20 protein-coding genes are annotated in these 24,963 nt (G+C 62.8%); 6 read left to right on the top strand and 14 right to left on the bottom strand.

Features of this window, described 5'->3' with window-relative positions; genetic code table 11:
- Positions 1-100 precede the first annotated feature (100 nt).
- From Q8O96_RS22400 to Q8O96_RS22365, 8 genes are all read right to left on the bottom strand, one after another.
- On the bottom strand, positions 101-1,786 hold the full coding sequence (locus Q8O96_RS22400; RefSeq protein WP_305949420.1) for a polyurethanase: 1,686 nt from the start codon (positions 1,784-1,786) through the stop codon (positions 101-103).
- Positions 1,787-1,834: 48 nt separating this feature from the next.
- Entirely contained in the window at positions 1,835-3,184 is a 1,350-nt protein-coding gene (locus tag Q8O96_RS22395) for a TolC family outer membrane protein (RefSeq protein ID WP_371826199.1), read from the bottom strand.
- 14 nt (positions 3,185-3,198) lie between these two features.
- Positions 3,199-4,515 carry an HlyD family type I secretion periplasmic adaptor subunit gene (locus tag Q8O96_RS22390; protein ID WP_371826200.1) on the bottom strand — a complete coding sequence of 439 codons (1,317 nt, stop codon included), beginning with the start codon at positions 4,513-4,515 and terminating at the stop codon, positions 3,199-3,201.
- Between the two features lie 14 nt (positions 4,516-4,529).
- On the bottom strand, positions 4,530-6,323 hold the full coding sequence (locus Q8O96_RS22385) for a type I secretion system permease/ATPase (RefSeq protein ID WP_102865134.1): 1,794 nt from the start codon (positions 6,321-6,323) through the stop codon (positions 4,530-4,532).
- A 216-nt stretch (positions 6,324-6,539) separates the two neighbouring features.
- A complete protein-coding gene (locus Q8O96_RS22380) occupies positions 6,540-6,923 on the bottom strand; it encodes an AprI/Inh family metalloprotease inhibitor (RefSeq protein ID WP_102865135.1) in 384 nt (127 codons plus the stop codon).
- Between the two features lie 93 nt (positions 6,924-7,016).
- On the bottom strand, positions 7,017-8,465 hold the full coding sequence (locus Q8O96_RS22375) for a serralysin family metalloprotease (protein WP_115579979.1): 1,449 nt from the start codon (positions 8,463-8,465) through the stop codon (positions 7,017-7,019).
- Between the two features lie 299 nt (positions 8,466-8,764).
- Complete coding sequence (locus Q8O96_RS22370) at positions 8,765-9,865, bottom strand: P1 family peptidase (RefSeq protein WP_207167853.1); 1,101 nt, start codon at positions 9,863-9,865, stop codon at positions 8,765-8,767.
- 9 nt (positions 9,866-9,874) lie between these two features.
- Entirely contained in the window at positions 9,875-11,239 is a 1,365-nt protein-coding gene (locus tag Q8O96_RS22365; RefSeq protein WP_102879450.1) for an APC family permease, read from the bottom strand.
- Between the two features lie 205 nt (positions 11,240-11,444).
- On the opposite strand from Q8O96_RS22365, the gene Q8O96_RS22360 reads away from it, so the two are divergent.
- Positions 11,445-12,248 (top strand): LuxR family transcriptional regulator, encoded by an 804-nt coding sequence (locus tag Q8O96_RS22360; RefSeq protein ID WP_305949417.1) that lies wholly within the window; start codon positions 11,445-11,447, stop codon positions 12,246-12,248.
- Between the two features lie 294 nt (positions 12,249-12,542).
- On the opposite strand, the gene feaR is transcribed toward Q8O96_RS22360, so the two are convergent.
- The 4 genes from feaR to Q8O96_RS22340 form a co-directional block, all read right to left on the bottom strand.
- Positions 12,543-13,481, bottom strand: a complete 939-nt coding sequence (gene feaR / locus Q8O96_RS22355) for a transcriptional regulator FeaR (protein ID WP_102865140.1) — start codon at positions 13,479-13,481, stop codon at positions 12,543-12,545.
- Positions 13,482-13,630: 149 nt separating this feature from the next.
- Positions 13,631-14,224 (bottom strand): DUF3156 family protein, encoded by a 594-nt coding sequence (locus tag Q8O96_RS22350; protein ID WP_115579976.1) that lies wholly within the window; start codon positions 14,222-14,224, stop codon positions 13,631-13,633.
- Complete coding sequence (locus tag Q8O96_RS22345; protein ID WP_102865142.1) at positions 14,190-15,710, bottom strand: APC family permease; 1,521 nt, start codon at positions 15,708-15,710, stop codon at positions 14,190-14,192. The genes Q8O96_RS22350 and Q8O96_RS22345 overlap by 35 nt, the downstream gene beginning before the upstream one ends.
- A 240-nt stretch (positions 15,711-15,950) precedes the next feature.
- Entirely contained in the window at positions 15,951-17,438 is a 1,488-nt protein-coding gene (locus Q8O96_RS22340; protein WP_305949416.1) for an aldehyde dehydrogenase, read from the bottom strand.
- A 274-nt stretch (positions 17,439-17,712) separates the two neighbouring features.
- Here Q8O96_RS22340 and Q8O96_RS22335 point away from each other — a divergent pair, with 274 nt between their 5' ends.
- From Q8O96_RS22335 to Q8O96_RS22315, 5 genes are all read left to right on the top strand, one after another.
- Positions 17,713-19,047 carry an aspartate aminotransferase family protein gene (locus Q8O96_RS22335; RefSeq protein WP_102865144.1) on the top strand — a complete coding sequence of 445 codons (1,335 nt, stop codon included), beginning with the start codon at positions 17,713-17,715 and terminating at the stop codon, positions 19,045-19,047.
- Between the two features lie 165 nt (positions 19,048-19,212).
- Complete coding sequence (locus Q8O96_RS22330; protein ID WP_250330231.1) at positions 19,213-19,887, top strand: helix-turn-helix transcriptional regulator; 675 nt, start codon at positions 19,213-19,215, stop codon at positions 19,885-19,887.
- A gap of 89 nt (positions 19,888-19,976) precedes the next feature.
- A complete protein-coding gene (locus Q8O96_RS22325; protein WP_250330230.1) occupies positions 19,977-20,792 on the top strand; it encodes a molybdenum cofactor biosynthesis F family protein in 816 nt (271 codons plus the stop codon).
- Positions 20,793-20,853: 61 nt separating this feature from the next.
- The gene (locus Q8O96_RS22320; RefSeq protein WP_250330229.1) at positions 20,854-22,236 is read left to right on the top strand and encodes an aspartate aminotransferase family protein; all 1,383 of its coding nucleotides are present in this window, start codon (positions 20,854-20,856) and stop codon (positions 22,234-22,236) included.
- Positions 22,233-22,994: an SDR family oxidoreductase gene (locus Q8O96_RS22315; RefSeq protein WP_305949415.1), complete on the top strand. Its 762-nt coding sequence runs from the start codon at positions 22,233-22,235 to the stop codon at positions 22,992-22,994. Before Q8O96_RS22320 ends, Q8O96_RS22315 begins: the two co-directional genes overlap by 4 nt.
- Positions 22,995-23,085: 91 nt before the next feature.
- Here Q8O96_RS22315 and Q8O96_RS22310 read toward each other — a convergent pair whose 3' ends face one another.
- Together Q8O96_RS22310 and Q8O96_RS22305 are read right to left on the bottom strand one after the other, a co-directional pair.
- Positions 23,086-23,646 carry a flavin reductase family protein gene (locus Q8O96_RS22310; RefSeq protein ID WP_110595603.1) on the bottom strand — a complete coding sequence of 187 codons (561 nt, stop codon included), beginning with the start codon at positions 23,644-23,646 and terminating at the stop codon, positions 23,086-23,088.
- A 24-nt stretch (positions 23,647-23,670) separates the two neighbouring features.
- Positions 23,671-24,906, bottom strand: a complete 1,236-nt coding sequence (locus Q8O96_RS22305; RefSeq protein ID WP_305949414.1) for a cation:proton antiporter — start codon at positions 24,904-24,906, stop codon at positions 23,671-23,673.
- Between the last annotated feature and the right edge of the window lie 57 nt (positions 24,907-24,963).

Raw genomic sequence — 24,963 nt, 5'->3', positions numbered from 1 at the left:
TGTTGCCGGCGACTTCAGGGGAGCCACCCCGACGCCCTCTGGGTTCAAGGTCCGCAAAGCCCGGGGGAGCGAATCCTGCGCTCCCCCGGCCGAGGCTGAATCAGGCGAACACGATGCCTGAACCGTTGAGCCCCTCCATACCGATGCCCACCAGGGTCACCGAGTAGTCGCCCACCTTGAGCAAGGTGTCGTTGCCGCTCTGGGACAGGTGCTGGCTGTAGTCGTAATGGGCATCGATGCCGGGCACGCCCATGAACACCAGCTTGTCGTTGCTCTGGTAGCCGTGGATCAGGTCGAGGCCGAAGTTGCCGCTGAACAGGAACGTGTTGCTGCCACCTCCGCTGGAGTACATGACGTCGTTGCCGGCACCGCCGACAAAGGTCACGTTGGCCTTATCGCTGCTCAGCAGGTCGTCGCCGCCATGGCCGAACAGCCAATCGCCATTGACGCTGGCCACCAGCGCATTGCCATAGGCATCGCCATTGAGGGAGTGGTTGTAGGCGGTCCACTGGTTGCCGTTCTGCAAGCCGTCGGCGGTCACGCTATAGCTGACGTCCTTGCCGAGCAGTTGCCACCAGCTCCCGGCCTCGTGACTGACCAGGGCGCCGATATCCCGGGTCATGCTGATGCCGCCATAGGCATCGCGGATGTACAAAGTGCCGTCGCCGTCATTGGCAATGGAGAAGTTCTTCAGCGGCTGCTGCAGCTGCAAAACGTTATGACCCGAACCGCCATGGATGATGTTGTAGCCGCCGTCGTCGCGGAAACGGTCATCACCGGCCCCGCCATCGAGGTAATCGTTGCCCTTGCCACCGTGCAGCAGGTCGTTGCTCTGGGTGCCGATGATGAAGGTGCTGCCGCTGTGCTGGTCGGCGTAGAGATTCAGGTCCTTGACCCAGACCTGGTCGCGCTTGTCCTCGGACAGGTTGGAAACCACCACCGTCGAATCGCGACGGGTCAGGTCATAGAAGTCCGAATTGATCACGCGGTTGAGCCCCGCGGCGTAGTCGACCGCGCTATGGGCCGACCAGGACCAGGGGTTGAGGATGCTCTGGGGCACCAGCTTGCCGGACAACGACGAATAGTGATCGGTAAAGCTGACGATATTGTTGGTGGCCGACTCCTGTGGCTTGTCATGGGTGCCCAGGGACGAGGCGTTGAAATGGGTGCCGTCCAGCGCGCGGAACACCGGGTCGTTTTCATAACCGATGTTCAGCACCTGCTGGCTGTCGGCGCTCTGGGTCGGCGAGGCAAAGGCCACATAGCTGGCGTCCTTGTAGAACCCGCCCCAATGCTCCGCGCTCATGGTCGCCAGGCTGTTGACCGCCAGGCCGCCGAGGCTGTGCCCGGTGACCAGCACATCATTGCCGCTCAAGCCCTGAGCGTTGGCGAAGGCGGCAACCTTGCCCAGCAGTTGGTCGAAAGCCAAGCGGCTGTAGTTGTCGGCAAAACCTGGAACAAAGGCCGCCTGCAGGTCGTTGATCCCGTCCGCCAGGCTATCCGTGCCACGAAAGCTGATGCCGATGGACAGCAACTGCCCGGTGGCATCGTACTTGCCCAGGATTTCGACCTGAGCGTCGCCGACCGAAGACTGCTCGCCGGAAATGGTGCCCTGGGCGCTGATGTTGCCCTGGTAGCCCAGTTGCGAGGCGCTGATCGGTCGCCATGAGGTGCCCGGCAGGGCTTCACCGGTGGGCGATGAAGCATACAAGGCCAGCGTGATGGCATCGCTGTACTGGGCTTTGCCGGCACCGCCAAGGGCATTTTTGTAGTCGAAGATGCTCATTCCTTTCTCCTTGTTATTTCAGCGCCGGCAGGTCCGATCCCGGGCCGTCTACGGCGCTGTGCGCTGGCCAAAGGCTTCATCGACCCTGGCCAGATCTTCTTCTCGCAAGGTTCCTGCGTAGTAATGCAACTTGGTCCATGCCATCAGGTAGTCATAACGAGCCTGGGCCAGGTCACGCCGGGTAGTGTAGAGCTGCTGCTCGGCATTGAGCGCATCGAGGTTGACCCGCTCGCCGCCCAGAATGCTCTGCTGGGTCGAAACCACCAGGGCCTCGGCCGAGGTCAGGGCTTTCTGGTAGGCCCGCAACTTGTTCACCCCCGATAGACAGGCACTGAATTGCCGGCGTAGTTCAATCAGCGTCTCGCGGGTCTTGCCGTCCAGTTCGTACTCGGCCTGCTCCATGGCGCGGCTGGCCTGGCGAGTGGAGGCCGACACCACGCCACCGGCGTACAGCGGCAGGCTGACTTCGATGCCGATGGTGTTGGTGTCGTAGCGCTGGTTGTAGGTGTTGCCGCTTTCCGATTCGTTCTGCCGCACGCTGGCGTAAGCGCTGAGCTTGGGCAGGTGCCCGGCGCGGTTGCGCTCCACTTCATAACGCGCCACCTCGACCCGTTGCCGCTGGGAGGCCAGCACCGGGTTGTTGCTCAGGGCCATCTCATGCCAGGTGTCGTAATTGGCCGGGCTCAGGGCAAAGGACTGGAAGTTTTCCTGCAAGGGGTCGAGATCGCGCACGTCGAGGTCGGGCACGCCAATCAGCGCCCCCAGTTCACGCAAGGCCGCGTCCTGTTCGTCCCGGGCCTCGATCTCCTCGGCGGTGGCCAGCTCGTAGCGCGACTCGGCCTCGAGGATGTCGGTACGGGTGCCCTCGCCCTGCTCGAACATGTGCCGGTTCTGCTGGAACTGTTGCTCGAAGGCCTTCTTCTTGGCCAGGGCGATCTCGATCTGATCCTGGGCGAACAGGGCCTTGGTGTAGTAACTGAGCACCCGCACCAGCAACTCCTGGCTCTTGCCGCGAAAGTTCTCGTCGGCAAACAGGGCCTGGGCCACGCCCTTGCGGTAGTTGGCGTAGGCCTCGTAGTCGATCAGCGGCTGCTGCAGGGTCAGGGACGAGCCGTAGCTGTCGTAGTTGCGTTTTTCGCTGACACTGCCGCGCACCGTGTCCAGGTAGGTGACCTTGGAGTTGTTGTGGCCCTTGTTGTAGCTGTAGCCCACCTTGGGCAGCAGACCGGCGCGGCCGATGGCGCGGTTTTCCAGGCCGGCATCGCGCTCCTTGATGGCGCCGAGGAACACCGGGTCATTGCGCAGCGCCTGTTCGTAGATCTGGAACGGACCCATGGCCTGGGCCCCCTGGCACACCAGCAAGGACAAGGCCGCGGCGAGAATGGAAAGCTTACTCATACGACGCGACATCCTTATTCTTCGGTCAATGCAGAGCTGGCCCGGTCGAGCAGAGGCTTGAACAGGTAATTGAGCAGTGAACGCTCGCCGGTGCGCACGAACATCTCCGCCGGCATCCCGGGCTTGATCACCAGGCCGTTGAGCTTCTCCATGGCCTGGTCGCTGACGCTGCTGCGCAGCACGTAGTACGGCATGCCGGTCTTCTCGTCGACCATCTGGTCGGCGGATATCAGGCTGACTTCCCCCGGCACCCGTGGCGTGCGGCTCTGGTTGAAGGCGGTGAACAGGATGTCCACCGGCAGATGGGGGCCGACCTTGTCCACCAGGTTGACTGGCAACCGCCCTTCCACTTCCAGGTGCGTGCCCTGGGGCACGATTTCCAGCAGGGTTTCACCCTGGCGCACCACGGCGCCTTCGGTGTGTACCCCCAGGTTGACCGCGATGCCGTCGGCAGTGGCGATGATTTCGCTGTGCTGCAAGTCGAAGCCGGCGGAGGTCAGTTGCTGCTCCAGGGTCTGGGTCTTGAGCTGGGCTTCGGCCAATTGGCTGCGGACCTCCTTCTGGTACTCCTCGCTGTGCTGTTGCAGCTTGAGCCGGGACTCGAGAATGCCCTGCTCGATGCGCCCGCTTTCACCGGTGTTCTGCGCCAGCTCCTGTTGCACCTGGGACAACTGGCGCTGGTACTCCAGCAAGCGGTTGCGCGGGATGTAGCCGTTGTCGGCCAAAGGCTGCAGGTTGCTCAGTTGCTGGCGCAGGGACTCGGCCTGGCTGGCCAGGTCGGTGCGCGCCCGGCGCATGCCCGCCAGTTGCGCGGTGGCGCCTTCGATATTGGCGCGGATGCCCGCCTGCTCGCGGGAGAACGCCTCACGGCGGCTGCTGAACAGCTGACGCTGGCCTTCCAGCACCAGGGCCAGGCGTGGGTCGTCGCTGTTGCTCAACTGCGGCGGGAAGTCCACCTGCTTGAGGTTGTCGCGCTCGCTGCGCCAGCGCGCCAGGCTGGCCATGGCCATGCGGTACTGGGCCTGCAGCGACTGCACGTCCGCCGCCACCTGGGTCTGATCCAGGCGGAACAACGGCTGGCCCTGCTTCACGCTTTGGCCTTCGCGCACCAGAATCCGGCTGACCACGCCGCTGCTCATGGACTGCACCGCTTTGCGCTTGCCGGACACCACCACCGTGCCTTGCACGGGAATCCCCTGATCCAGTGGAGCCAGCGCGGCCCAGATGAAAAAACTGCCAGCCCCCACCAGGGCCAGTATCCAGCCCATGCGCGCGAAAAAGCCCGCATCACGCTCAACCCGTTCCGGCGCGTAACCCTCTTCGATCATCATGTTGCTGTCCTTGCTCATGCGCCTTTGTTCCGTGTCGGGGCCTGATACTGGCGGCTCATGCTCAAGCCACCGGGTGCGGCTGCAGCGGCGGGTCTGGCCGGTTCCTGGGGTTGGAGTGACTGGGGCTGCTGGGCACCGGCCAACGCCTTGAGTACTTCCTGGCTGGGGCCAAAGGCCTGCAGGCGGCCTTCATTGAGTACCAGCAGCTTGTCGGCCAGGGCCAGCACCGACGAGCGATGGGTCACCAGAACCACGCTGGTCCCCCGGGCCTTGAGCTGGGCAATCGCCGCCGCCAGGGCGCTCTCGCCCACGGTGTCGAGGTTGGAGTTGGGCTCGTCGAGCACCACCAGGCTGGGATTGCCATACAGTGCCCGGGCCAGGGCCACCCGTTGCTTCTGGCCCCCGGACAAGCCGCTGCCGTCATCGCCAAGCACGGTGTCGTAGCCTTGAGGCAGGCGCAGGATCAACTCGTGCACTCCGGCCAGCTGCGCGGCCTGGACCACCTGCTCCGGGTCGGCCTGGCGAAAGCGTGCGATGTTCTCGGCGATGCTGCCGGTGAAGAGTTCGATGTCCTGGGGCAAATAGCCGATGTAGGGACCCAACTCATCGCGATTCCAGCGATGAATGTCGGCGCCGTCCAGGCGCACCGTGCCGGCCAGGGTCGGCCAGACGCCCACCAGTACCCGAGCCAGGGTCGACTTGCCGGAACCGGAGGCCCCCAGCACCCCGAGCACTTCACCGGCATTGATACTGAAGCTCACCTGCTGCAGGGTCGCCGCCCGACGTCCGGGAGGCCCGGCGCTGACCTGCTCGAAACTCACCTGGCCCTTGGGCGCCGGCAGCGACATGGCGCTGTCACTGGGTGGGAACTCGCGCAGCAGCGCGTCCAGCCGACCATAGGCCAGCTTGGCCGAACTCCATTGCTTCCACACCGCGATCAACTGGTCGATGGGACTCAGGACCCGGCCCATGAGGATCGACCCGGCGATCATCATCCCCGCGGTCATGTCGCCCTTGATCACCAGCAAGGCGCCCAGGCCCAGCACCAGGGATTGCAGGCACAGACGCAGGGTCTTGCTCAGGGAACTGATCACCGAACCTGTGTCGCTGGCCTCGTTCTGCAGGCCGAGAAAGCGCGAGTGCACGGCAAACCAGCGCTTGCGCAAGGCACCGAGCATGCCCATCGCCTGAATGGTCTCGGCATTGTGCAAATGGCTGGTGGCCAATTGGGTGGAGCGTTGCGAAAAACCGCTGGCCTCGGCCAGGGGTTTCTTGGTCATGGCTTCATTCAGGTACGCCAGGGCGATCAGCAACACCGCGCCCACCGTGGCGAACACCCCGAGCCAGACGTTGAAGGCATAGATAACCAGCAGGTAGATCGGAAACCAGGGGGCATCGAAGAAGGCGAACAACGCCGGCCCGGTGAGGAACTGGCGGATATGGGTCAAATCGCCCAGTGACTGGCCGGCATGGCCTTCGCCACGGGCCAGGTTGCGTTCGAATGCAGCCTGATACACCCGCAGGTTGAAGCGGCGCTCCAACTGGCTACCGATGCGGATGACGATAAAGCTGCGCACCACTTCCAGCAGCCCGATAAACAGGAAAAAGCCCACCACCATCAGCGACAGCATCACCAGAGTGGTCTCATTCTGCGACGACAGCACCCGGTCGTAGACTTGCAACATATAGATGGAGGGCACCAGCATCAGCACATTAATCAACGCGGTGAAACAGCCGACACTGATCAGGATGCCCTTGTATTCGCCCAATGCCTTGAACAGTGGTGCAGGATGACTATTATTCAGCATCTTCAACATTTCCCTGAGCCGACCCTGCGCGCCGAACGCGAGCACCTCATATACGGCGCAACTAAAGATGTGTGCCCCTTAGTCTCAAAGTCTGCGGACACACCCAAACCAGACAACTGTAGTTAACAGTCATCCGGTTAAAAACCTGTCGATTAAAAGAGTGGTAAAACTAAAACCACAACCACCCAAGATTAAACGAACAGCCTGCTGCCTTAATTAGCCAGCACGCTGTAACACGATCAAACCGTCGCCTTTGAGGCGCGCTTCGTACAGGCCTTCTCTCTGTCGACTGAAAAAGATAATCCTTGAACCTTCCCGCCCCGTGATGGCAATACCGTCGGGCTCCGGAAACCAGCCCACCGCCGCCTCACCGATCCACTTCGACAGGCACTCGGCGCCGTCTCCCAGGGCTGCGTTTTGCAACAGGTCCAGGGCACAGGCGGCGCCAGGTTCGCTCTGTTGCTGCAACTGCCAGTGTCCAACCAGTTCCGAGGGGTCCGCCAAGCGCAGGCTGCTTGCCATGGTTATTGCTCCATAAAAGATCGTCAGCGTCGCCAGCAGCCAGGTGGCCGCCTTGCAACTCAAGGTGTGTGGGGTCATAGGGTGCTCCGTCCGCCCGGTAGACTCGCTCAGCCCCGGGGCCAATGCAAGAACGGAAGGCAGCGCATCGGCGCCGCCTTCCGCCTACTTCACTCAGGCCACGATGTCACTGACGGCTGCCTGGCCAACGGTGCTGACCAGGAAGTCCGCCACGCCCTGTCCGGAGAAGTCCACGGACAGGGTGCTGACGCCCCCGGAGGTAGTGAGGATGGCGTCACCCACCGCGCCGGTGAAGGCGTTGACGAAATGCAAGCCTGCACCCTTGGTGATACCGGTCAGATCGATCTTGTCCAGGCCGCTGACAAAATCCATGATCTGGTCGGCCGCGCCCGGCTTGGAGTCGGAACTGGCGCCGAACACGAAGGTGTCCGAACCCGAACCGCCCCAGAGCTTATCGGCGCCACCGCCACCGTAGATGATGTCGTTGCCGGCACCGCCCTTGAGCACGTTGGCAGCGTTGTTGCCGATCAACAGATCGTTGCCCGAACCGCCGATGGCGTTCTCCACGGTCACGCCCTGAGCAATGGAGACGTTACCCACCATGCCGCCAACGTCGGAGAACGAGGCCTCATTGAGGTTGATCTTCTGGTTTTGAGTGAACCCGGAGAAGTCCAGGGTATCGTTGCCACCACCGTCCCACACCGAGAACACCAGCTTGTCGGCAGACGAACTGGCGCTGTAGAAGTCGCGCCCGGTGTTGGAGTTGAAGCCATAGGTGGTATCGCCGGCACGGGTGCCGTAGTTGGCCCCGTAGAGTTTCTGGATGGCTGCGATATCGTCCATCAGCGGACCGGACGAATAGGCCACGACCCCGCCCTTGCTGAAGTTCTGGCTGGTGTTGCTTTCACTCCAGTAGCTCATGATGCTGTAGCCACGCGTGTCCTGGCCGTAGCTGGCGTCCTTGTAGCTTGGGTTGCCTTCGCCTGCGTTGTAGTCGCCAGGGTGAGCCAGGCCCAGGGTGTGACCGATCTCATGGGTCAGGGTCTGACGGCCATAGTTGTTCAGGTCGGGATTCTTGTTCTGGGTGTAGCTGCTGTTGATCAGGTACCAGGAGGTACCGTCGTAACCGGCACCGGTGCCCGGCAGGTAGGCGAAGGCCGCCGCGCCGTCCTGGCCACCACTGTAGTTGCCGAAGGTCATGCGAGCGTCGCCACCCGAGGCTTTCTCGGTAAACACGACATTGGCCACATCGGCCCAGGATTGCATGGCCAGCACTGCTTGGGCCTTCTGCTGGGCGCTGAACTGGCTGAACCCGGAGATACCGTGCTTGTACATGGTGCTCGAGGAGGCCGAGGTCAGGAAGGTATAGGACAGATCGATTTTGCCGTTACCGTTCAGGTCCTTGAACGCAGCGCCGTCACGCAGCAATTGCGTGGCGGCTTGATCGACTGAGAACGAAGGCTTGCCGTTAACCGTGAGATTGCCGCCACGATCGTATTGGTGGCTAAAGCTATTGATCTGGTTATACGCCGAACTTGCTGCGGCCAATGGCTCGAGTTGCTGTTCGGCAGATGCAATAGCGCTCTTTTTTATTGTCGACATAAACACACTTCCTTGTAATCAATGGAACAGTTTTTGTCAGATAGCGACAATCCCTGGCGAGATCGTCCTATCACTCGCCCTAAGCAGGCGAAAGCAAGCTGACACAGTTTGAAATCAGGCGTCCACTACTTTTTTGACGTCAAATTCCACTGTTCCGACAAACTCCCGCAAACAATGACCGTGCACTTAAAAGATTCTTTTCCAGCCGATTAGCGCTAGACATTGTCCGACAATCTACAATTTAATTATTAAATATCCATATAGAAAATTATGTCGATTGCGTCGCACTTCTTAGTCGGTTATTTCATGTTCCAACCAGTTAGTTCCAATGCTTGCCTCAATACTTGCGGGGTCAGCGCCGGTACTTGCACCCCGTCGGCACTGCTCATCGGCTCGGCTGCCAGCATGGCATTGATGATGGCCTCCTCCACCGCCTCGGCGGCTGCGCTGAACAGCGGCGAAATGTGATCGTTGTTGAGCATCGCCAGAGGCGCAGTGAACGCCAGGTCCTTGCGTCCATAATCCGCAGCGGGCAAGTCCCGGTTTCCCGTGGCAAAGGCCAGGAAGATATCGCCACTGGAATCTTCGGTGCCGCCACCGGTGCGGGCAATGCCGATGGAAGCACGCTGGGCCAGGCGCTGGCACTGATGAGGCAGCAGCGGCGCATCAGTGGCCAGGATCACCACGATCGAGCCCATGCCCGGGGTGCCGCGCTCGGCAAAAGGTGAGGCAATCCCTCCCAGATGACGCCCCACCGGGTAACCGTCCACCCGCAGCTCTTCACGCTTGCCGTGGTTGGCCTGGACCAGAGCGCCGACGGTGTAGCCGCCCTGCTCTGCCGCCAGCCGCCGGGAGGCGGTACCGATCCCGCCCTTGAACTCATGACAGATCATCCCGGTGCCGCCGCCTACCGCGCCTTCGGCCACCGGCCCGGATTCGGCGCTGGCCATGGCCTCGCGCACCTGTTGCGGCCCCACATGCTGCCCCCAGATGTCGTTAAGCAGGCCGTCGTAGGTTTCCATCACCACCGGCATGCACCAGTACACGGCGGGGTCCGCCAGGGCCTCGCGCTCCAGGGCGATCAGGGTGTCGCGCACCACGCCGACGCTGTGGGTATTGGTAATGGCCAGCGGCGTGGTCAGGGTGCCCGCCTCGCGAATCCACTCCAGCCCCGTGGCATCGCCATTGCCGTTGAGCACATGGCAACCGGCGAAACAGGGCTGTTGCCGCGCATGCCCGGCCCGGGGCTGGACCAGAGTGACCCCGGTGCGCACCTGCTTGCCGCCCACGCTGGCTTTCAGGGTGCTGTGCCCCACCCGTACCCCGGGTACGTCGGTGATCGCATTGAACGGACCTGGTGTCCCCAGACCCAGGCTGATGCCCAATTGACGTGCTCGCATAACCACTCCTTACAATTTCTGAAACGCCGGGCTGTACCGGCCATTGGTGCCATAGAGAATCACCGACAGTGCCAGCAGCCCGATAATCACCATGATGTCCCGCAGGGACGCCTCGAGGAACAGATTGATCAGCAGATACCCCGCGCCCATCACCGCCAGCAGCGCCGGTACTGGCCACAGGGGCATGCGATAGGGATGCTCGCGGTCGCGCAGCAGCACCCGGCTCATCAGCGCGCTGAGGGCAACAATCAGGTACACCAGCATGATCAGCAACACACTGAAGGACGTGAGGTCCGCCAGATTCGAGCTGAAACTGAGTACTGCCGAAGGAATCGCCAGGAACAACGTAGCCAGCCATGGCGAGTCCCAGCGTGGATGAATCCGCGTGAACAGGCGGTTGATGGTGGGCGTCCACAGGGCGTCGCGGCCGCTGCTGAACACCACCCGGCCGATCTGGATGACGATCGCGACAATGGCGTTGAACACCGACAGGAAGATCCCGCCACTGACCACCCTGGCGAGGGTTTCATTGCCATGGCTGGTGAGTAGGTAGCCGATGGGATCTGGGCTGGCCAGCATCGCGCTCAAGGACGGCGCGCCGATCAGCAGCGCGGTGAGCGGCACCAGTTCGATGATCACCACCAGCACCAGGGACCAGAGCACCGCCTTGTGCACGCCGCGCCCCTTGCACTTCATGTCTTCGGCCAGCAGCACCGCCGGCCCGTAGCCGTTGTAGGAAAACAGGCCGATGCCCACCGCACCGATCACCAGGGCCCAGGGCGCCATCTGCAATGCACCGTGATCGACGATCTGCGGTTGCAAAAGAATGCTCACCGGTTGCGTGGCGTTGCCAAAGCCCAGCCAGACAATCACCAGCAACGCCGCCACCTCCAGCAACAGGCAAGTGCCGGTGATCCAGGCATTGAGCTTGATGTTGAGGATGCCCAGCAGGTAGCTGCAGACCACTATCACCAGGGCTACGGTCTGGGAGTCGAAGTCGGTACCCAGGGCGTTGTTCAAATAGGTGGCGGCGCCAGTGGCCAGCACCGGAGGGATGAACAGCAGCATCACCAGCACCGTGAGGAAGGTGGCATAGCCGGCCATGCCGCCAAACACGCGCTTGGCATACACGTACTCACCGCCGGCACTGTTATGGGCCCGGCCCAGCTCGGCGTAACAGAAGGCAAACATCAGTGCCAGCAACCCGGCCATGACGAACGCCAGGAACACCCCGCTGCCGGCCTGGTGGATGGCAAAGGGCGCGATCACGAACACGGAACTGGCGGGGGTCACACCGGAAACAGTGATAGCCACCACATCGAACACACTCAAGGTTGGTTTCAGCGCGCCGTCGGGCACGGAGGGAGAGCTCATATCGTTATCCTCGTGTTTATTGTTGGTCTGAGGCAGAAACGAAATCCATCGGGCGGGTGCGCTCTGGGACGCACTGGCTGGGAGCTACTCTAGGCAGTCACATGACGGCGACCAATTCCCCTATTGGAGTACTCCCCTTGACGGCAACAGGCAAATCGACGAAACCCTTCTACGGCACTTTCGACGCATCAATGGAGCAAGGTCTTTGAGCAATCTGTTCAGGGAGGTCGGCATGCACGCCGGCCTGGGTCGCACCCTTACGCTGATCGGCAACCCGCGATTCTGGAAACAGCTGATCCTGCTGTTGCACCAGGCGACGCCGTTCGACAATGCCCTGGCGATCTTCTACCCGGTGGATGGCCCGCCCCGGGCCCTTGAGGAATATGACGCGGAGCCCAGCAGCAAACCGGCGTCGATGCTCACCTACCTCAATGGCCTGTACCTGCTGGACCCGTTCTTCCAGGCCTGTCGCGAGGGCTACCCCAGCGGCCTGTACCGCCTGGAAGAGGTGGCCCCGGACCACTTCCGCCAGAGCGAGTACTTTCTCAGCTACTTCCACGACAACGTCCTGGAAGATGAAGTGCAATTCATCCTGCAGCTGCCCGATACCGGCACCCTGTCCCTGTCACTGGGCAACCAACGGGTCTTCAATCGCGAGGAAATCGGCCAGCTCACGACCTTCGCGGCCTGGGTGCTGCCACTGATGCAACAGCATTGGCAACACAGCCAGATACGTCCCCAGGCCCCGATTGCAGAGGAAATGGCCAGCCAGATTCGCGATGCCCTGAGCCATTTCGGCAGCGCGGTGCTGTCGGATCGGGAGCTGGAGATCGCCCGACTGATCCTCCGGGGTTTTTCTTCCAAAGCCATGGCCGAGCGTTTGAAAATCTCGCCGGACACCATCAAGGTGCACCGCCGCCACCTTTACGCCAAGCTGGACATCTCCAGCCAGCCCGAGTTGTTTTCGTTGTTCATCCAATCCCTGGGGCATGATCTGGAAAATCCCTGACGCCCCTGTTCAGGCTGCTGTTCACGGTCTTTTCGCGTTCTTGCCTACCTGCTTGCCTGCTTGCCTGCTTGCCCGCTTGCCCGCTTGCCCGCTTGCCGTAGGAGCTGACTTGCCAGCGAAGGCGTCCTCAAGGACAACGCAAAACTCAAGGGCCTCTTCGCCGGCAAGCCGGCTCCTACACAGCCTGCGAAGGCGTCCTCAAGAGCAGCGCAAAACCAAAGGGCCCCTTTGCCGGCAAGCCGGCTCCTACGCAGCCAGCGTTGCCGTTTTGAGGGCGATGCGAAACTCCGGCGCCTACGCGTTCAGGGAGCGGGCGCGGAAGTCACGGGGCGACTGTTCGAAGTGCTTCTTGAACGTCCGGCTGAAATGCGCCGAATCGGTAAAGCCCCACTTGAAGGCGATATCGGTGATGGATTCGTTGCGCAGCTGCGGGTTGCTCAGGTCCGCCGCGCTGCGCTTGAGCCGGGAGCGCTGGATGAAGCGACACACGCTGTCGCCCTGCTCCTCAAACAGTCGGTACAGCTGGCGCACCGAAATATTCAACTGCCCGGCCAGGGATACCGGGGTCAGGCCCGGCTCATTGAGGGATTGATTGATCAGTTGCCGAGCCTGATCACGCAGACATTGACCATGCAGGTTGTCGTCAAAGCCATCCAGGGTGCTGGCCGTCTGACGCAGGGTCGGCCCAAGCAAGGCGATCAGGGCCTCTTGCAGGGCCTGACCCTCCTGCTGCGCCGCACACCCCTGCAGATCGCCGGCGCAGATCTGCTCCACCAGCAAACGCATCAGGCGACCACTGGCACAGTTTTGCGACAACTTGCCGAACTTGCGCTGCGGGGTCGGCAGATGCCGGTAAACCTCTTCCCGGCTGAGGTGGAACGAGGCGTGCTCGATCAGGCCGTGGGGCACGATTTCACAGGCACCGGCCGAATCCAGCAACGCCATGTCGCCGGGAGCCAGCTCAATGCTCTCACCATCCTGGCTCAGGCGAGCGTGGCCACTGCGCTGGATGATCAGGAAACAATGGCGATCGTCCTCATGGTCGACCTTGGTGCTCTGGCGGGAGATCAGCCCGGCATTGGTGCGGATCTGCGCCACCTCCAGCCCGGCATAATCCTGCAAACCCACTTCACCGATAAACAAGGCGGGATTGCGCGCCGGGCGGGCGTCGAATCGACCGCAGACACCCTGCAGGGCACCTACCCAGGAACTGAAACTATGCGAAGCAAGCACTGTGCACCTCCATAAGCCGGTTCAGACCGCCTTTGTTGTTATGGCGATATCATTAACATGTTATCTATTTGCCAGGCAAGGAGCCTGACAGCATGGATAGTCTGTTATGGCTTAAGCAGGGTGTATGCCAGTACTTACGGTTATGTCGGTCAGAATTCTCGTAGAAGCTTGTACAACTCAGTGAAGCTGCCCAACAGCGCCGCCCGCTGTTGGGGACTCAAGCGGATGTAGCGCCTGAACCCCGGTAAACGATTGACCACCTCGCTGGCGCCAAAGTGCTCAAGGCGCACTTGCCAGCCCTGCTCATCCCGCCACAGCTCAAGGTGCTTGAAGTCCAGCGGCAGCAGCCGCTCCAGCAACGACTGATCACTGCACAGCTTCTGCAGCAAGGGCGCCCATTGCTCTGCCTCCCCCGCAAGCAATCGCGCGGCGACGCCCTGTCGACGAATCGCCCCGGTGTGGCGCAGGCCAATCCGCGCTTGCCCGGGACGCTCGCAGGGCACCTGCAGACGCCACTCACAGACCACGATATGCATCAGGAACTGCGCCTGGGGACGCTCCCGCACTTGGAACTCCAGAGCGCTTTGCGGGCAATGGAAAACCCCCAGCCCAGCAGACCGAGGGGTGAAATCCAGGCCCGCCAGATCCCGCCGCACCTGACCCAGGGTGACCCCCGGGCGATAGCCCGAAGGTGCCCGGTGCCAGAATTCAAAGAGGTTTTGTCGCCAGCTTGAAAGATTCATCAGACAGATTCTCCCGAGGGCTTGGGGTTTCATCCGGCGACAGGCTCAGTGCCTGTTCCAGCACCTCCTCCACCGGCACCGGACGAAACGGATTGACCTTCTGTACCAGCAAGGTCCAGACCAGCGCGTAGATAGCGGTCAGGCCCAACATGCTGCCGAAGGGCACATAGATATCCCGTGGATTCATCCCCGGGGGGGTGATGAACCACATGCCCAGGACAATTCCCACCGAGGACAGAATCTGCGGCAACGGAAACCATGGCGATTTATAAGCCCGCGGCAAATCCGGCCGGCGAATGCGCAACATCACCACCGACAAGGTGACCAGCAGGTAGGCGGTGCTCCAGGCACAAACCGCCGCCAGCACCAGGTGCATGATGCTGTCGGTGCTGCCACCCAGCCACCAGGCATGCAGGCAGGGAATCAGGACCGCCACGGCGATGCACAGCAGCGGTGTCTTGAAGCGTGGGTGCAGATAGGTGAAAACCTTGGGTAATGCCCCGTCCAGGGCCATGCCATAGAGAATTCGCGGCAGGCCGGCCATCAACGTGTTGATAGTCGCGGCACCGGCAAACAGCAGGCCGATCCCCAGCCAGATGCGGCCGAACGGCCCCATGATCTGCTCGGCGAAATGCGGGATGGCCATGGGCGTATCCAGCAAATGCACGCTGCCGTCCTCACTCAAGGCAATGTTTTCCACCTGGCGCTTCATGGCTGCGCCGTAGATGAACATGCACACCGCGACGCCTACCAGACCCAGGGCCATCGCCCGGGGAATGGTCCTGGCGGCCTTGCGTACATCCGGTGTCAGGGGGGTAACAAACTCGCAGCCGACGAACATGAACATGGCCATGCCCACCAGAGACAGGATGGTCGTCAGATCGGTCCCTACCCTGGAAGCACCGAACCAGCCATCAAGTTCCACTGCCGGAGCCTTGATGACCCCGAGCACGCCAAAGATGATCAGGGTGGTCCACATGCCGAAGGTCAGGATCACCTCGGCACGGCTGAAGGCGGTGATGCCCACCGCGTTGAGCAGGCCGAAGAACACTACCAACCCGACACCCACCAACCAGGCGCTGCCGCTCTGTTCCAGCAGGGTATTGAGGGATTCGAAATTCACCAGGGCCATGACGCCGCTGAGAATGGTTTCCGCCGTCCCGGCAAACACGTGCACGATCAGGTAGGCGGACAAGGTCCCGGTGATAGCGAAGAAACGCCCCAGGCCACAGGCCAGGTAGTCATAGACCGAGCCATTGGTGGGCAACAGGCAGGCCGCTTCGGCGAAAGTGGTGGATTGCGCCAGCATCATCAGCAGGGCGATCACCATCGCCGCGGCGAACGCTCCACCACCGATACCGAATCCGGTGGTAGCCGTCAGGATCACCGGGCTGGCCATGATCAGGCCCACGGCACTGGCCAGCGCGGTGGGAAAGCCGACCACGCCCTGATCCAGGTGGTGCTTGAGTCTGTCGTTGAGCGACATGATGGTAAACCTCGAAAGCATGGGTTGATGATTGTTGTTCTAGGCATTTCAAGGGCACGCCCGGCAAGGGCGCAGAGCTTGGCTGTCTGACGCAGCTGAAATCATGTTCACGCCCTGTAGGCGCTGGCTTACCAGCGAAGACGTCCATGAGAATGACGCCTGTCCTGGGGGCCTCTTCGCCGGCCAACCGGCTCCTACAGTCAACCGGCTGGCCGGCAAAGGCGTCTGCATGGGGCGTGCTCAATAAGCGATGCACACCGATTTGTTCTCGGTATAGGCCTCGATGGCCGCGTGGCCCATCTCGCGGCCCATGCCCGATTGCTTGTAACCGCCGAAGGGCATCGAGGGGTCCAGCATGTTGTGGGTGTTGACCCAAACGGTACCGGCCTTGATCTGGGGAATCAGTTGCATGACCTGACTCAGATCGTTGGACCAGATGCTCGCCCCCAGCCCGTACTGGTTGTCATTGGCCAGGGCCACCACTTCCTCCAGAGAATCGAAAGGCGTCGCGACCACCACCGGGCCGAAAATCTCCTCGCGCACCAGCGGCAGGTTGGCGTTGACGTTGGCCACCACCGTGGGACGGACATAAAAGCCCTGCTCACCATGGGCAACTCCGCCGCAGAGCACCTTGGCGCCCTCCTCGACCCCGCGCTGGACCATCTGCAGCACGCGCTTTTGCTGTTTGGCAGAAATCAGCGGATTGATCTGTGCCTGCTCGTCCAGCCCCGGGCCAATGCGCAAGGACTCGGCAATGGCCACCAGCCGCTCCAGCACTTCGGTGTAGATCCCGCGTTGGACATACAGCCGCGAGCCCGCCGTGCAGACCTGTCCCTGATTGAAGAAGATGGCCCCGGCCGCCCCGGCGGCAGCAGTCTGCGGGTCGCAGTCGTCGAGGACGATCACCGGCGACTTGCCACCCAGCTCCAGGGAAAAGCGCGTCATGTTGTCCACCGCCGCGTGGCCGATCAGCTTGCCAACCTGGGTCGAACCGGTGAACGCCAGCTTGTCGATCCCCGGATGGGCAGCCAGCGCGGCACCGGCCTGGGCGCCACTGCCGGTCACCACGTTGACCACGCCGGGGGCGATCCCCGCTTCCAGGCAAAGCTGGCCAAGGCGCAGCGCGGTGAGCGGAGTCTCGTCGGCGGGCTTGAGTACCACGGTGCAGCCGCAAGCCAGGGCCGGGACGATTTTCCAGATGGCCATCAGCAACGGAAAATTCCACGGCACAATGGCTCCCACCACGCCCACCGGTTCCGGCACCGTATAAGCCCGGTACTGTGCCCCCGGGACCGCGGCGATGGACACATCCAGGCTCTTGCCTTCGATCTTGGTGGCCCAGCCGGCCATGTAGCGGGTGAACTCCGCCGCCGCCCCCACCTCCAGGGCCCGGGCCAGATGGATCGACTGGCCGTTGTTGAGAGTCTCCAACTGCGCCAGCTCCTCGCCATTGGCTTCCAGCAGATCCGCCAGCTTCAACAGCAGGCGCTCGCGATCGGCGGGACGCAACGCCTTCCAGCTGCCTTCGAAGGCCCGGCGCGCGGCCCCCACCGCCAGATCCACATCGGCCTGGGCGGCGGCGGCAACCTGGGTCAACTGCTCGCCACTGGCGGGGTTGTACACCGGCATCCGTGCTCCGGAAAGCGCGGGCTGGCTGAGACCGTCAATCAGCAGGCCGTGCTGACAGTCTATGAATGCAGCGACACGTGGGTCGATGGCAACGCTCATCTTGATTCCTCGCAGGTGGACCTTGTTCGAGGTGGACTTTGAGCCCAAAGTCGGATGCCGTCTTGATCCTGGCTGCCGCAAAACTTGGCCCTGGCTGCCAACGCCAGCGGCGCCTGGGCTGGCAAGCCAGCCCCTGCCAATGGCCGGCAGCGATACCCGCCAAGTCGCCACTGGCAGCCTGGGTCAAATGTCCTGGCACACAGAGGCAAGCCAGGAGCCCGCAAATGACGCACTAATAGCTCCACGCTGTCCGTGCGTTTTCAGGAGACTCAACGTGAGCCAAGCAAGCCGTTTCTGGCACCCCATGCTGCACCCCAACGAAATGAAGCAACGCGAACCGATCCGCATCGTCCGTGGCGATGGTTGCTATGTCTATGACGACAAGGGCCACCAGCTGGTGGATGGCGTCGCCGGGCTGTGGAACGTCAACGTCGGCCACAACCGCAAGGAAGTGAAAGCGGCCATCACCGCTCAGCTCGATGAGCTGGAGTATTTCCAGCTGTTCGACGGGGTCAGCCACCCTCGTGCCGAAGAACTGTCCCGGGTGCTGATGAACCTGCTGGAGCCCGAGGACATGTGCCGGGTGTCCTTCAGTTCCGGCGGTTCGGATGCCATCGAAAGCGCCCTGAAGCTGGCCCGCCAGTACTGGAAGCTCGAAGGCCAGGCCGACCGCACCAAGTTCATTTCCCTGCGCCAGGGCTACCACGGCACCCACTTCGGTGGCGCCTCGGTCAACGGCAACACGGTGTTCCGACGCAACTACGAGCCCCTGCTGCCCGGCTGCTACCACATCGATACGCCCTGGCTGTACCGCAACCCCTACAGCCAGGACCCGCAAGAGCTGGGCAAGATCTGCGCCGACCTGCTGGAACGGGAGATCCAGTTCCAGAGCCCGGACACCGTGGCCGCCTTCATTGCCGAGCCGATCCAGGGCGCCGGCGGCGTGATCGTGCCACCGGCCAACTACTGGCCGCTGATCCGCGAAGTCTGCGACAAGTACGGCGTCCTGCTGATCGCCGACGAGGTGGTCACCGGTTTCGGCCGCAGCGGTTCGATGTTCGGCAGCCGTCTGTGGGGCGTCAAACCCGACATCATGTGCCTGGCCAAGGGCATCACCTCGGGCTACATCCCCTTGGGCGCGACAGTGGTCAACCGGCGGATCGAGGCCGCCTTCGAGAAAAACGCCAACTTCACCGGCGCCATCATGCACGGCTACACCTACTCCGGGCACCCGGTGGCCTGCGCTGCTGCCCTGGCCTGCCTGGACATCGTGGTCAAGGAAGACCTGCCGGCCAACGCGGCGAAGATGGGCGACTACATGCTGGGCAAGCTGCGGCCCTTCGTCGAGCGCTTCGACACCGTCGGTGAAGTGCGGGGCCAGGGCTTGATGCTGGCCCTGGATCTGGTGGCGGACAAGAGCACCCGCGAACCCATCGACCCCATGAGCGGCTATGCCAATCAGGTGGCACAGATTGCCCGGGACAATGGCGTCATGGTGCGACCGGTGGGCACCAAGATCATTCTCTCGCCGCCCTTGGTGATCCAGCAGCCACAGGTGGATGCCATAGTCGATGCCCTCGCCGAGGGGTTGAGCAAGGCCCAGCGCTGATCGTTGCAACCGGCTGCGGTCAATCAAACAGCGACCGCAGCCTGTGCTGCATCCCTGCTTGCCAGGCGCCCCGCTCGTGGTTTTCCGCCCTGACACGGACAGCGCCACCCGTCGCAGCCCCCAACCACCCGAGCCACTGCCCAGCCGGCAGCCAGGAGCTATCCGATGATTGCGCCCACTTCCTTGCCCGGGGCCCATGAGCTGGGGCAACGCTGCATCGCCGCCTTTACCCGAGTGGTACCCGCCACCCTCTGCGCTTTCTACCGCATCGATCCGAACCTGCAGGCCCGGGACTTCTCGCTGTACCGCATGCCCGAGCAGATGCACCAGGCCTATTTGCAACGCTACCGCCACTACGACCCGTTGCAGCCACGCAACTGTGCCGCCGCCGGGCACCCGGTGCTGTCGCTGCACATGGGCATGGCCCAGCAGGGCCGTCATGCAACCGAGGTCTACCAGGGATTCCTGCAACGCCACGGGGTACTGGATGTGGTGGAGATTCTCGCCTGTGACGGTGAACGCCCCATCGCCGGCCTGTCGCTGCTGCGGGACAACGCCCTGGGGCATTTCAGCGTCGACGAACTGGGCACCCTGCATGCCTTGCAGGGCCTGCTGGAAATCGCTGCCCTGGCGCCCTATTCCCAGGTCGACGAACGTCTGGCCAACCTCACTCCCAGGGAACGGGAGATCGCCTGGCTGCTGCGCGATGGTGCCGACAACAAGAGCATCGCCAGGCGCCTGGACCTGGGGCTGCCCACGGTCAAGACCCACCTGATCAACCTGTTTCGCAAGGTCGGGGTCGGCAATCGCACGGAGCTGGTGAGCACGCTGTTCTTGTAACGGAGCACCGGCTCAACCATCTGGTTGATGGGCAGCAGCGGCGCCCAGGCAGAACATGGGGTTCTCCTTTCCTGGACAAGAGCCTTGCCATGAATCAGCAACCTGAGTGGATCACCGTCGGCGCCCTGGCGGACGGTTTTGCAGACGACAATCACATCCTAGCGGGGGTGGATGATCTGTCCGGTCGCACCTTGACCCTGCACTTCGACAACGGCTGGCAGATCGAACACCACTTCGCGCTCGACACGCTACGCTGGAACAGCCCCGGCCAGAGCGCCAGTGACGACCTGCCCTATCGCGCCACCTCGATACGCCCCGGTATCTACCTGGTGGACTTCCTCAAGCAGGAGCAAGGCCAGCCCCATTCGGTGAGCCTGATTCTCGATCTTGAGCGCCAGTGCTTCACCGCCGTGATCGGCCAGATGCCGAGCCAGGCCGAATGCGGCGTCGACCTGTTCAGCCGGGCGCTGGCCGGCGGCGAGCTGACCTCGGTCAAGGCGCAGTTCCTCCACGGTGCAATCGATGCCTTGCCCACGGCCGAGACTGCGCGACATGCGCCCACCGCCGAACTGATCGGCCTGCGCAACCAGTATGTCTACAGCGCCAGCGAGGCCTACGAGCACATCTACCTGAATGCCAACTTCTATAGCTGGCAGTGCCTCAGGGGTGTCGAGCAAGGCCTGGCGGACACCGACCGCTGTCACTACTACAAGATCGCCGAGCAGCTGTACCTGTTTGTCTGGCGCGAGAAGATCGTCCCGACCCTGGGCCTGGTGCTGATCGACCTCAAGGCCGGGCGTAGCGACGGCAAGATATTCGGCTACCAGGGTGCAGACTTCAGCCATGCCGCCAACTTCCCGGTGGGCGCCCTGGCCCAGGTCCTCAACCGAACCCTGCACCCCTGATTCCACACCGCTGCAGGCTTGTCCGAGCGCCAGCCGGCAGCGCTTTTCACAGGATACTTCCATGACTCTGGGCCTTGATCTGCAACGCGTCGCCAGCTGCTATCAGTCCGAACTGCAGCTGTTTGTCGAGCAACACCCGCGCTCCGGCGCCTTCTATCAGGAAAACCTCAAGCACTGGCTGTACGGCGCGCCGTTGCACTGGATGCAGCAATGGCCCGGCGCCTACCCGATCATGGTGGCGGATGCCCGTGGTGCGACCCTCACCGATTGCGACGGCCGCGAGTACGTGGACTTTGCCCTGGGCGACACCGGCGCCATGTTCGGCCATGCCCAGCCGGCGGTAGCCGCAGCCATTGCCGAACAGGCGCTGCATGGCTCGACGCTGATGCTGCCCACCGCCGACAGCCTGTGGGTCGGCAAGGAACTGAGCCGGCGCTTTGGTCTGCCCTATTGGCAGGTCACCACTTCAGCCACCGATGCCAACCGCTTTGTCCTGCGCCTGTGCCGGATGATCACCGGACGGCAGAAGGTCCTGGTGTTCAACTGCAACTACCACGGCAGCGTCGACGAATCCCAGGTGGAATTCGACGCCCAGGGGCAGATGATTCCCCGAGACGGCGTGCACGCCAACGGCTTGCAGCACGCCTCCACCACCCGACTGGTGGAGTTCAACGACCTGCCGGCCCTGGAGGCGGCGCTGGCCCATGGCGACGTGGCCGCGGTGCTGACCGAACCCTTCATGACCAACGTCGGCATGGTGCCTCCGGCCCCGGGCTTCCATGACGGCTTGCGGCAGTTGACCCAGCGCTATGACGTACCGCTGATCATTGACGAAACCCATACCCTGTCCTGTGGACCGGGGGGCTATTGCGGCGAACAGGGCTTGCAGCCGGACTTCTTCGTCCTGGGAAAATCCATCGCCGGGGGCATTCCCACGGCCGTCTGGGGCTGCAGCCAGGCCATGGCCGAACGGATCTGGCGGGTACTGCCGCATTTCCAGCCGGGCCAGGCGATCAACCACTTCGGCTTCGGTGGAACCCTGGCCGGCAACGCCCTGCAAATGGCCGCCATGCGCGCCACCTTCAGCGAAGTGATGAACGATGAAAACTACGCACGCATGTTCCTGCTCGCGGAGCGCCTGCGAGCGGGCGTCGACAGCATCATCGGCAAGCACGGCTTGCCCTGGCATGTGACCCGCATCGGTGCCCGGGTCGAATACCTGTTCATGCAGCAGGCCCCGCGTAACGGTGGCGAAGCCCACCACGCCCGCCATGCTCTGATCGAGGCGTACCTGCACCTGTACCTGCTCAATCGCGGGGTGCTGTTGACCCCATTCCACAACATGGCCCTGGTGTGTCCGGCCACCCGCGAGGCGCAGGTCGACCTGCACAATCGGCTGCTGGACCAGTGCCTGGCCCAGGTCCTGCCAGGAGCCCAGCCATGAGCCAGGATGACCGCGAGCGCATCGCCCTGGTTACCGGCTCGGGCCAGGGTATTGGCCGGGCGATCGCTCAGGTGTTCGCCGCCGGGGGCGCCAAGGTCATGCTGGCCACCCGCAGCGCTGCGTCAGGCGCCGAAACCCAACGCCTGATTCGTCAGGCCGGCGGAACAGCGGAGCTGCTGACCCTGGACCTCGGCACCCGGGCAGCCGCCGAACAGGCGGTAGCGGCGACCCTGGACGCCTTTGGCGGCCTGGACCTGCTGCTGCACAACGCCGGGATCTTTCCGATGCAGAAGCTGGCCGAGCTTGAGGAGCAGACCCTCGACAGCACCTTGGCGGTGAATCTGAAAAGCTGCTTCTGGCTGACCCAGGCAGCCTTGCCGGCGCTACGCCGGGCCCGAGCACCGCGGATCGTCGTCACCTCATCGGTGACCGGCCCACGCACGGCAATTCCCGGACTGGCCCACTACGCGGCGTCCAAGGCAGGGGTCAATGGCTTCATTCGCGCTGCGGCACTGGAACTGGCGGAGTATGGAATCACCGTCAACGGCGTCGAGCCGGGGCTTATCGCCACCCAAGCCATGGACAACCTCGGCGACGCCGCGACCCTGTCCAGGGGCATTCCCCTCGGGCGCCTGGGAACGCCTGAGGACATTGCCTACGCCATGCTGTTCCTGGCCTCACCACAGGCCGGCTACATCACCGGCCAGACCCTGATAGTGGACGGCGGTGCCCTGCTCCCGGAAAACAGCCAGTTGTAGGCGCTGGGAAGTTGCCCAAGATGAACTGTGGCACTACGCAATCCGGACGCAGATCAGTGCCACCCACCGCCAAAGGATCACACAAACCGGGCTATTCGAGCTTGAGTGCACTTTCTGTTTCATTGCTCCCTAAACCCCGGTACTGGCCTGCATGGAAGACCAGCGGTTCTGCGCCGCTGTATCGGTATTGTTCGATCTCGCCAATGAAGATCAGGTGATCACCGCCCTCGTACTGGGTGACGTTACGGCACACCAGCACTGCCACCACATCGTCCAGCACCGGGGATCCCGCCTTGCCATAGGAATGAGCTACACCGGCGAACTTGTCAGCGGCTGCCCGTGCGAACTGCTCCGACAAGTGGTGCTGGTGCGCGCCCAGCACATTGATGGCGAAGTGACTCGCCGAGCAAAAAAACTTCAGGCTCGGTGCGGTGCGTGCCAGGCTCCAGAGCACCAGCGCCGGCGATAGCGAGAGTGAGGAGAACGAGTTGGCTGTCACACCGACGTTGCGGCCCTCAGCGGTGCGCGTGGTGATCACGGTCACACCGGTAGCAAACTGCCCCAGCAAGTTGCGCAGCTCGCGGACATCGCGAACATCGCAGCCCTCGGCATCGAGCAAATCCTGAGCCTTGGTTTCGGTGGCAGCATTCATGGTGATCTCTCCCCTCAAGCTGGCTCAGATGGCCTGTTGGCTCATTGCGCGCGATTGCACGCGCAGCGTGAATCGAACCAGCGGTGCGGTAAGCGCTGTCGTCACCAGCGCGAACACCACGAGGATCGTGTAGACCTTTGGTGGAAGGATCTGCATCTGCAGACCGATCGACAGGACGATTAGCTCCATCAAGCCGCGCGTATTCATCAACGAGCTCACCAGCATCGCATCGTGTGGCACAAGCCCGGTGGCACGCGCGCCCAGATAGCTGCCGCCGAACTTGCCGATGAATCCGCCCGCGAGGAATACACCGAACCACATCCAGGATGCCGCGTCATCGATCGTGCCGACCGAGGCATGCAGCCCCGCATAGGCGAAAAACACCGGCATCAGCACAAGCTTGACGAAGCCTTCGACGTTGTCGCGCCACTCCTTCGCGACGCCGGGCATGCGCCGCACGAACAGCGCCGCCGCAAGTGCGCCAAATGCGCTATGGAATCCGATCAGCGACGTCGCGAGTGCCGACGCTATTACGAAGCAAAGCAAAACGGCCAAGCGGTCGCGCGCCGCATGCGCAGTCAATGCGAGCCGCGCAAGCGCCGGTCGAACCACGAAGCGCACCAGGAGCGCGCACAGCACCAGATACACGAGCAGGCTGACGAGCATGCGCGCAAATGCCCAGCCAGGGCCGCTCGAGAGCGAGGCAATCGTTGCAAGCAGCATCCATCCGAGCGCATCCGTCAGCATCGCGGCAGACATTGCGTGCCGCGCGCCCACCATGGCGCTGAGCGCCAGGTCGTCGATGATGCGCGCCATCACCGGTACCGCTGATACCGCAAGCGCAACACCGCAGAAGAGTATGTAGGGCAGCGCCGGCACGTCGCTGGCAAGCGTATCTTTCGAGACGCTGGCGACGATCATGCCGATCGCGGCCGGCGCGATGAGCCCGCACGCCGCGATCGCGACAGGTATGCGCCAGCGCCTGCCGCGCAGCGTCTCCCTCAACTCCATATGCAGACCGATCTGAAACATCAGCAGTATCAGGCCGACTTCGCCGACTTGCGCCATGGCTGACAGCGTACGTGGGCCGAACAACAGGTCGTAGAAACTCGGTGCGATCACGCCGAACAGCGAAGGTCCCAACAGCAGGCCGGCCGCGATCTCGCCGACGACCGCGCACTGGCCGAGGCGTTCGGCAATGCGGCCGCAGACATTGCAGAGCGCGATCACCAGCACGAGTTGCAACAGCCAGACGGTCATGAGTACCTCGGAAAGAGTGACGCCGACGCGAAGCGGGTGGTCGCGACGCAGCTCGCC

The sequence above is a fragment of the Pseudomonas sp. LPH60 genome (genome assembly GCF_030718165.1).
In the GTDB taxonomy this organism is placed as follows: Bacteria; Pseudomonadota; Gammaproteobacteria; order Pseudomonadales; family Pseudomonadaceae; genus Aquipseudomonas; species Aquipseudomonas danubii.
The sequence above is the reverse complement of the archived record's forward strand: the minus strand, read 5'-3'. Positions and strand labels throughout refer to the sequence as shown.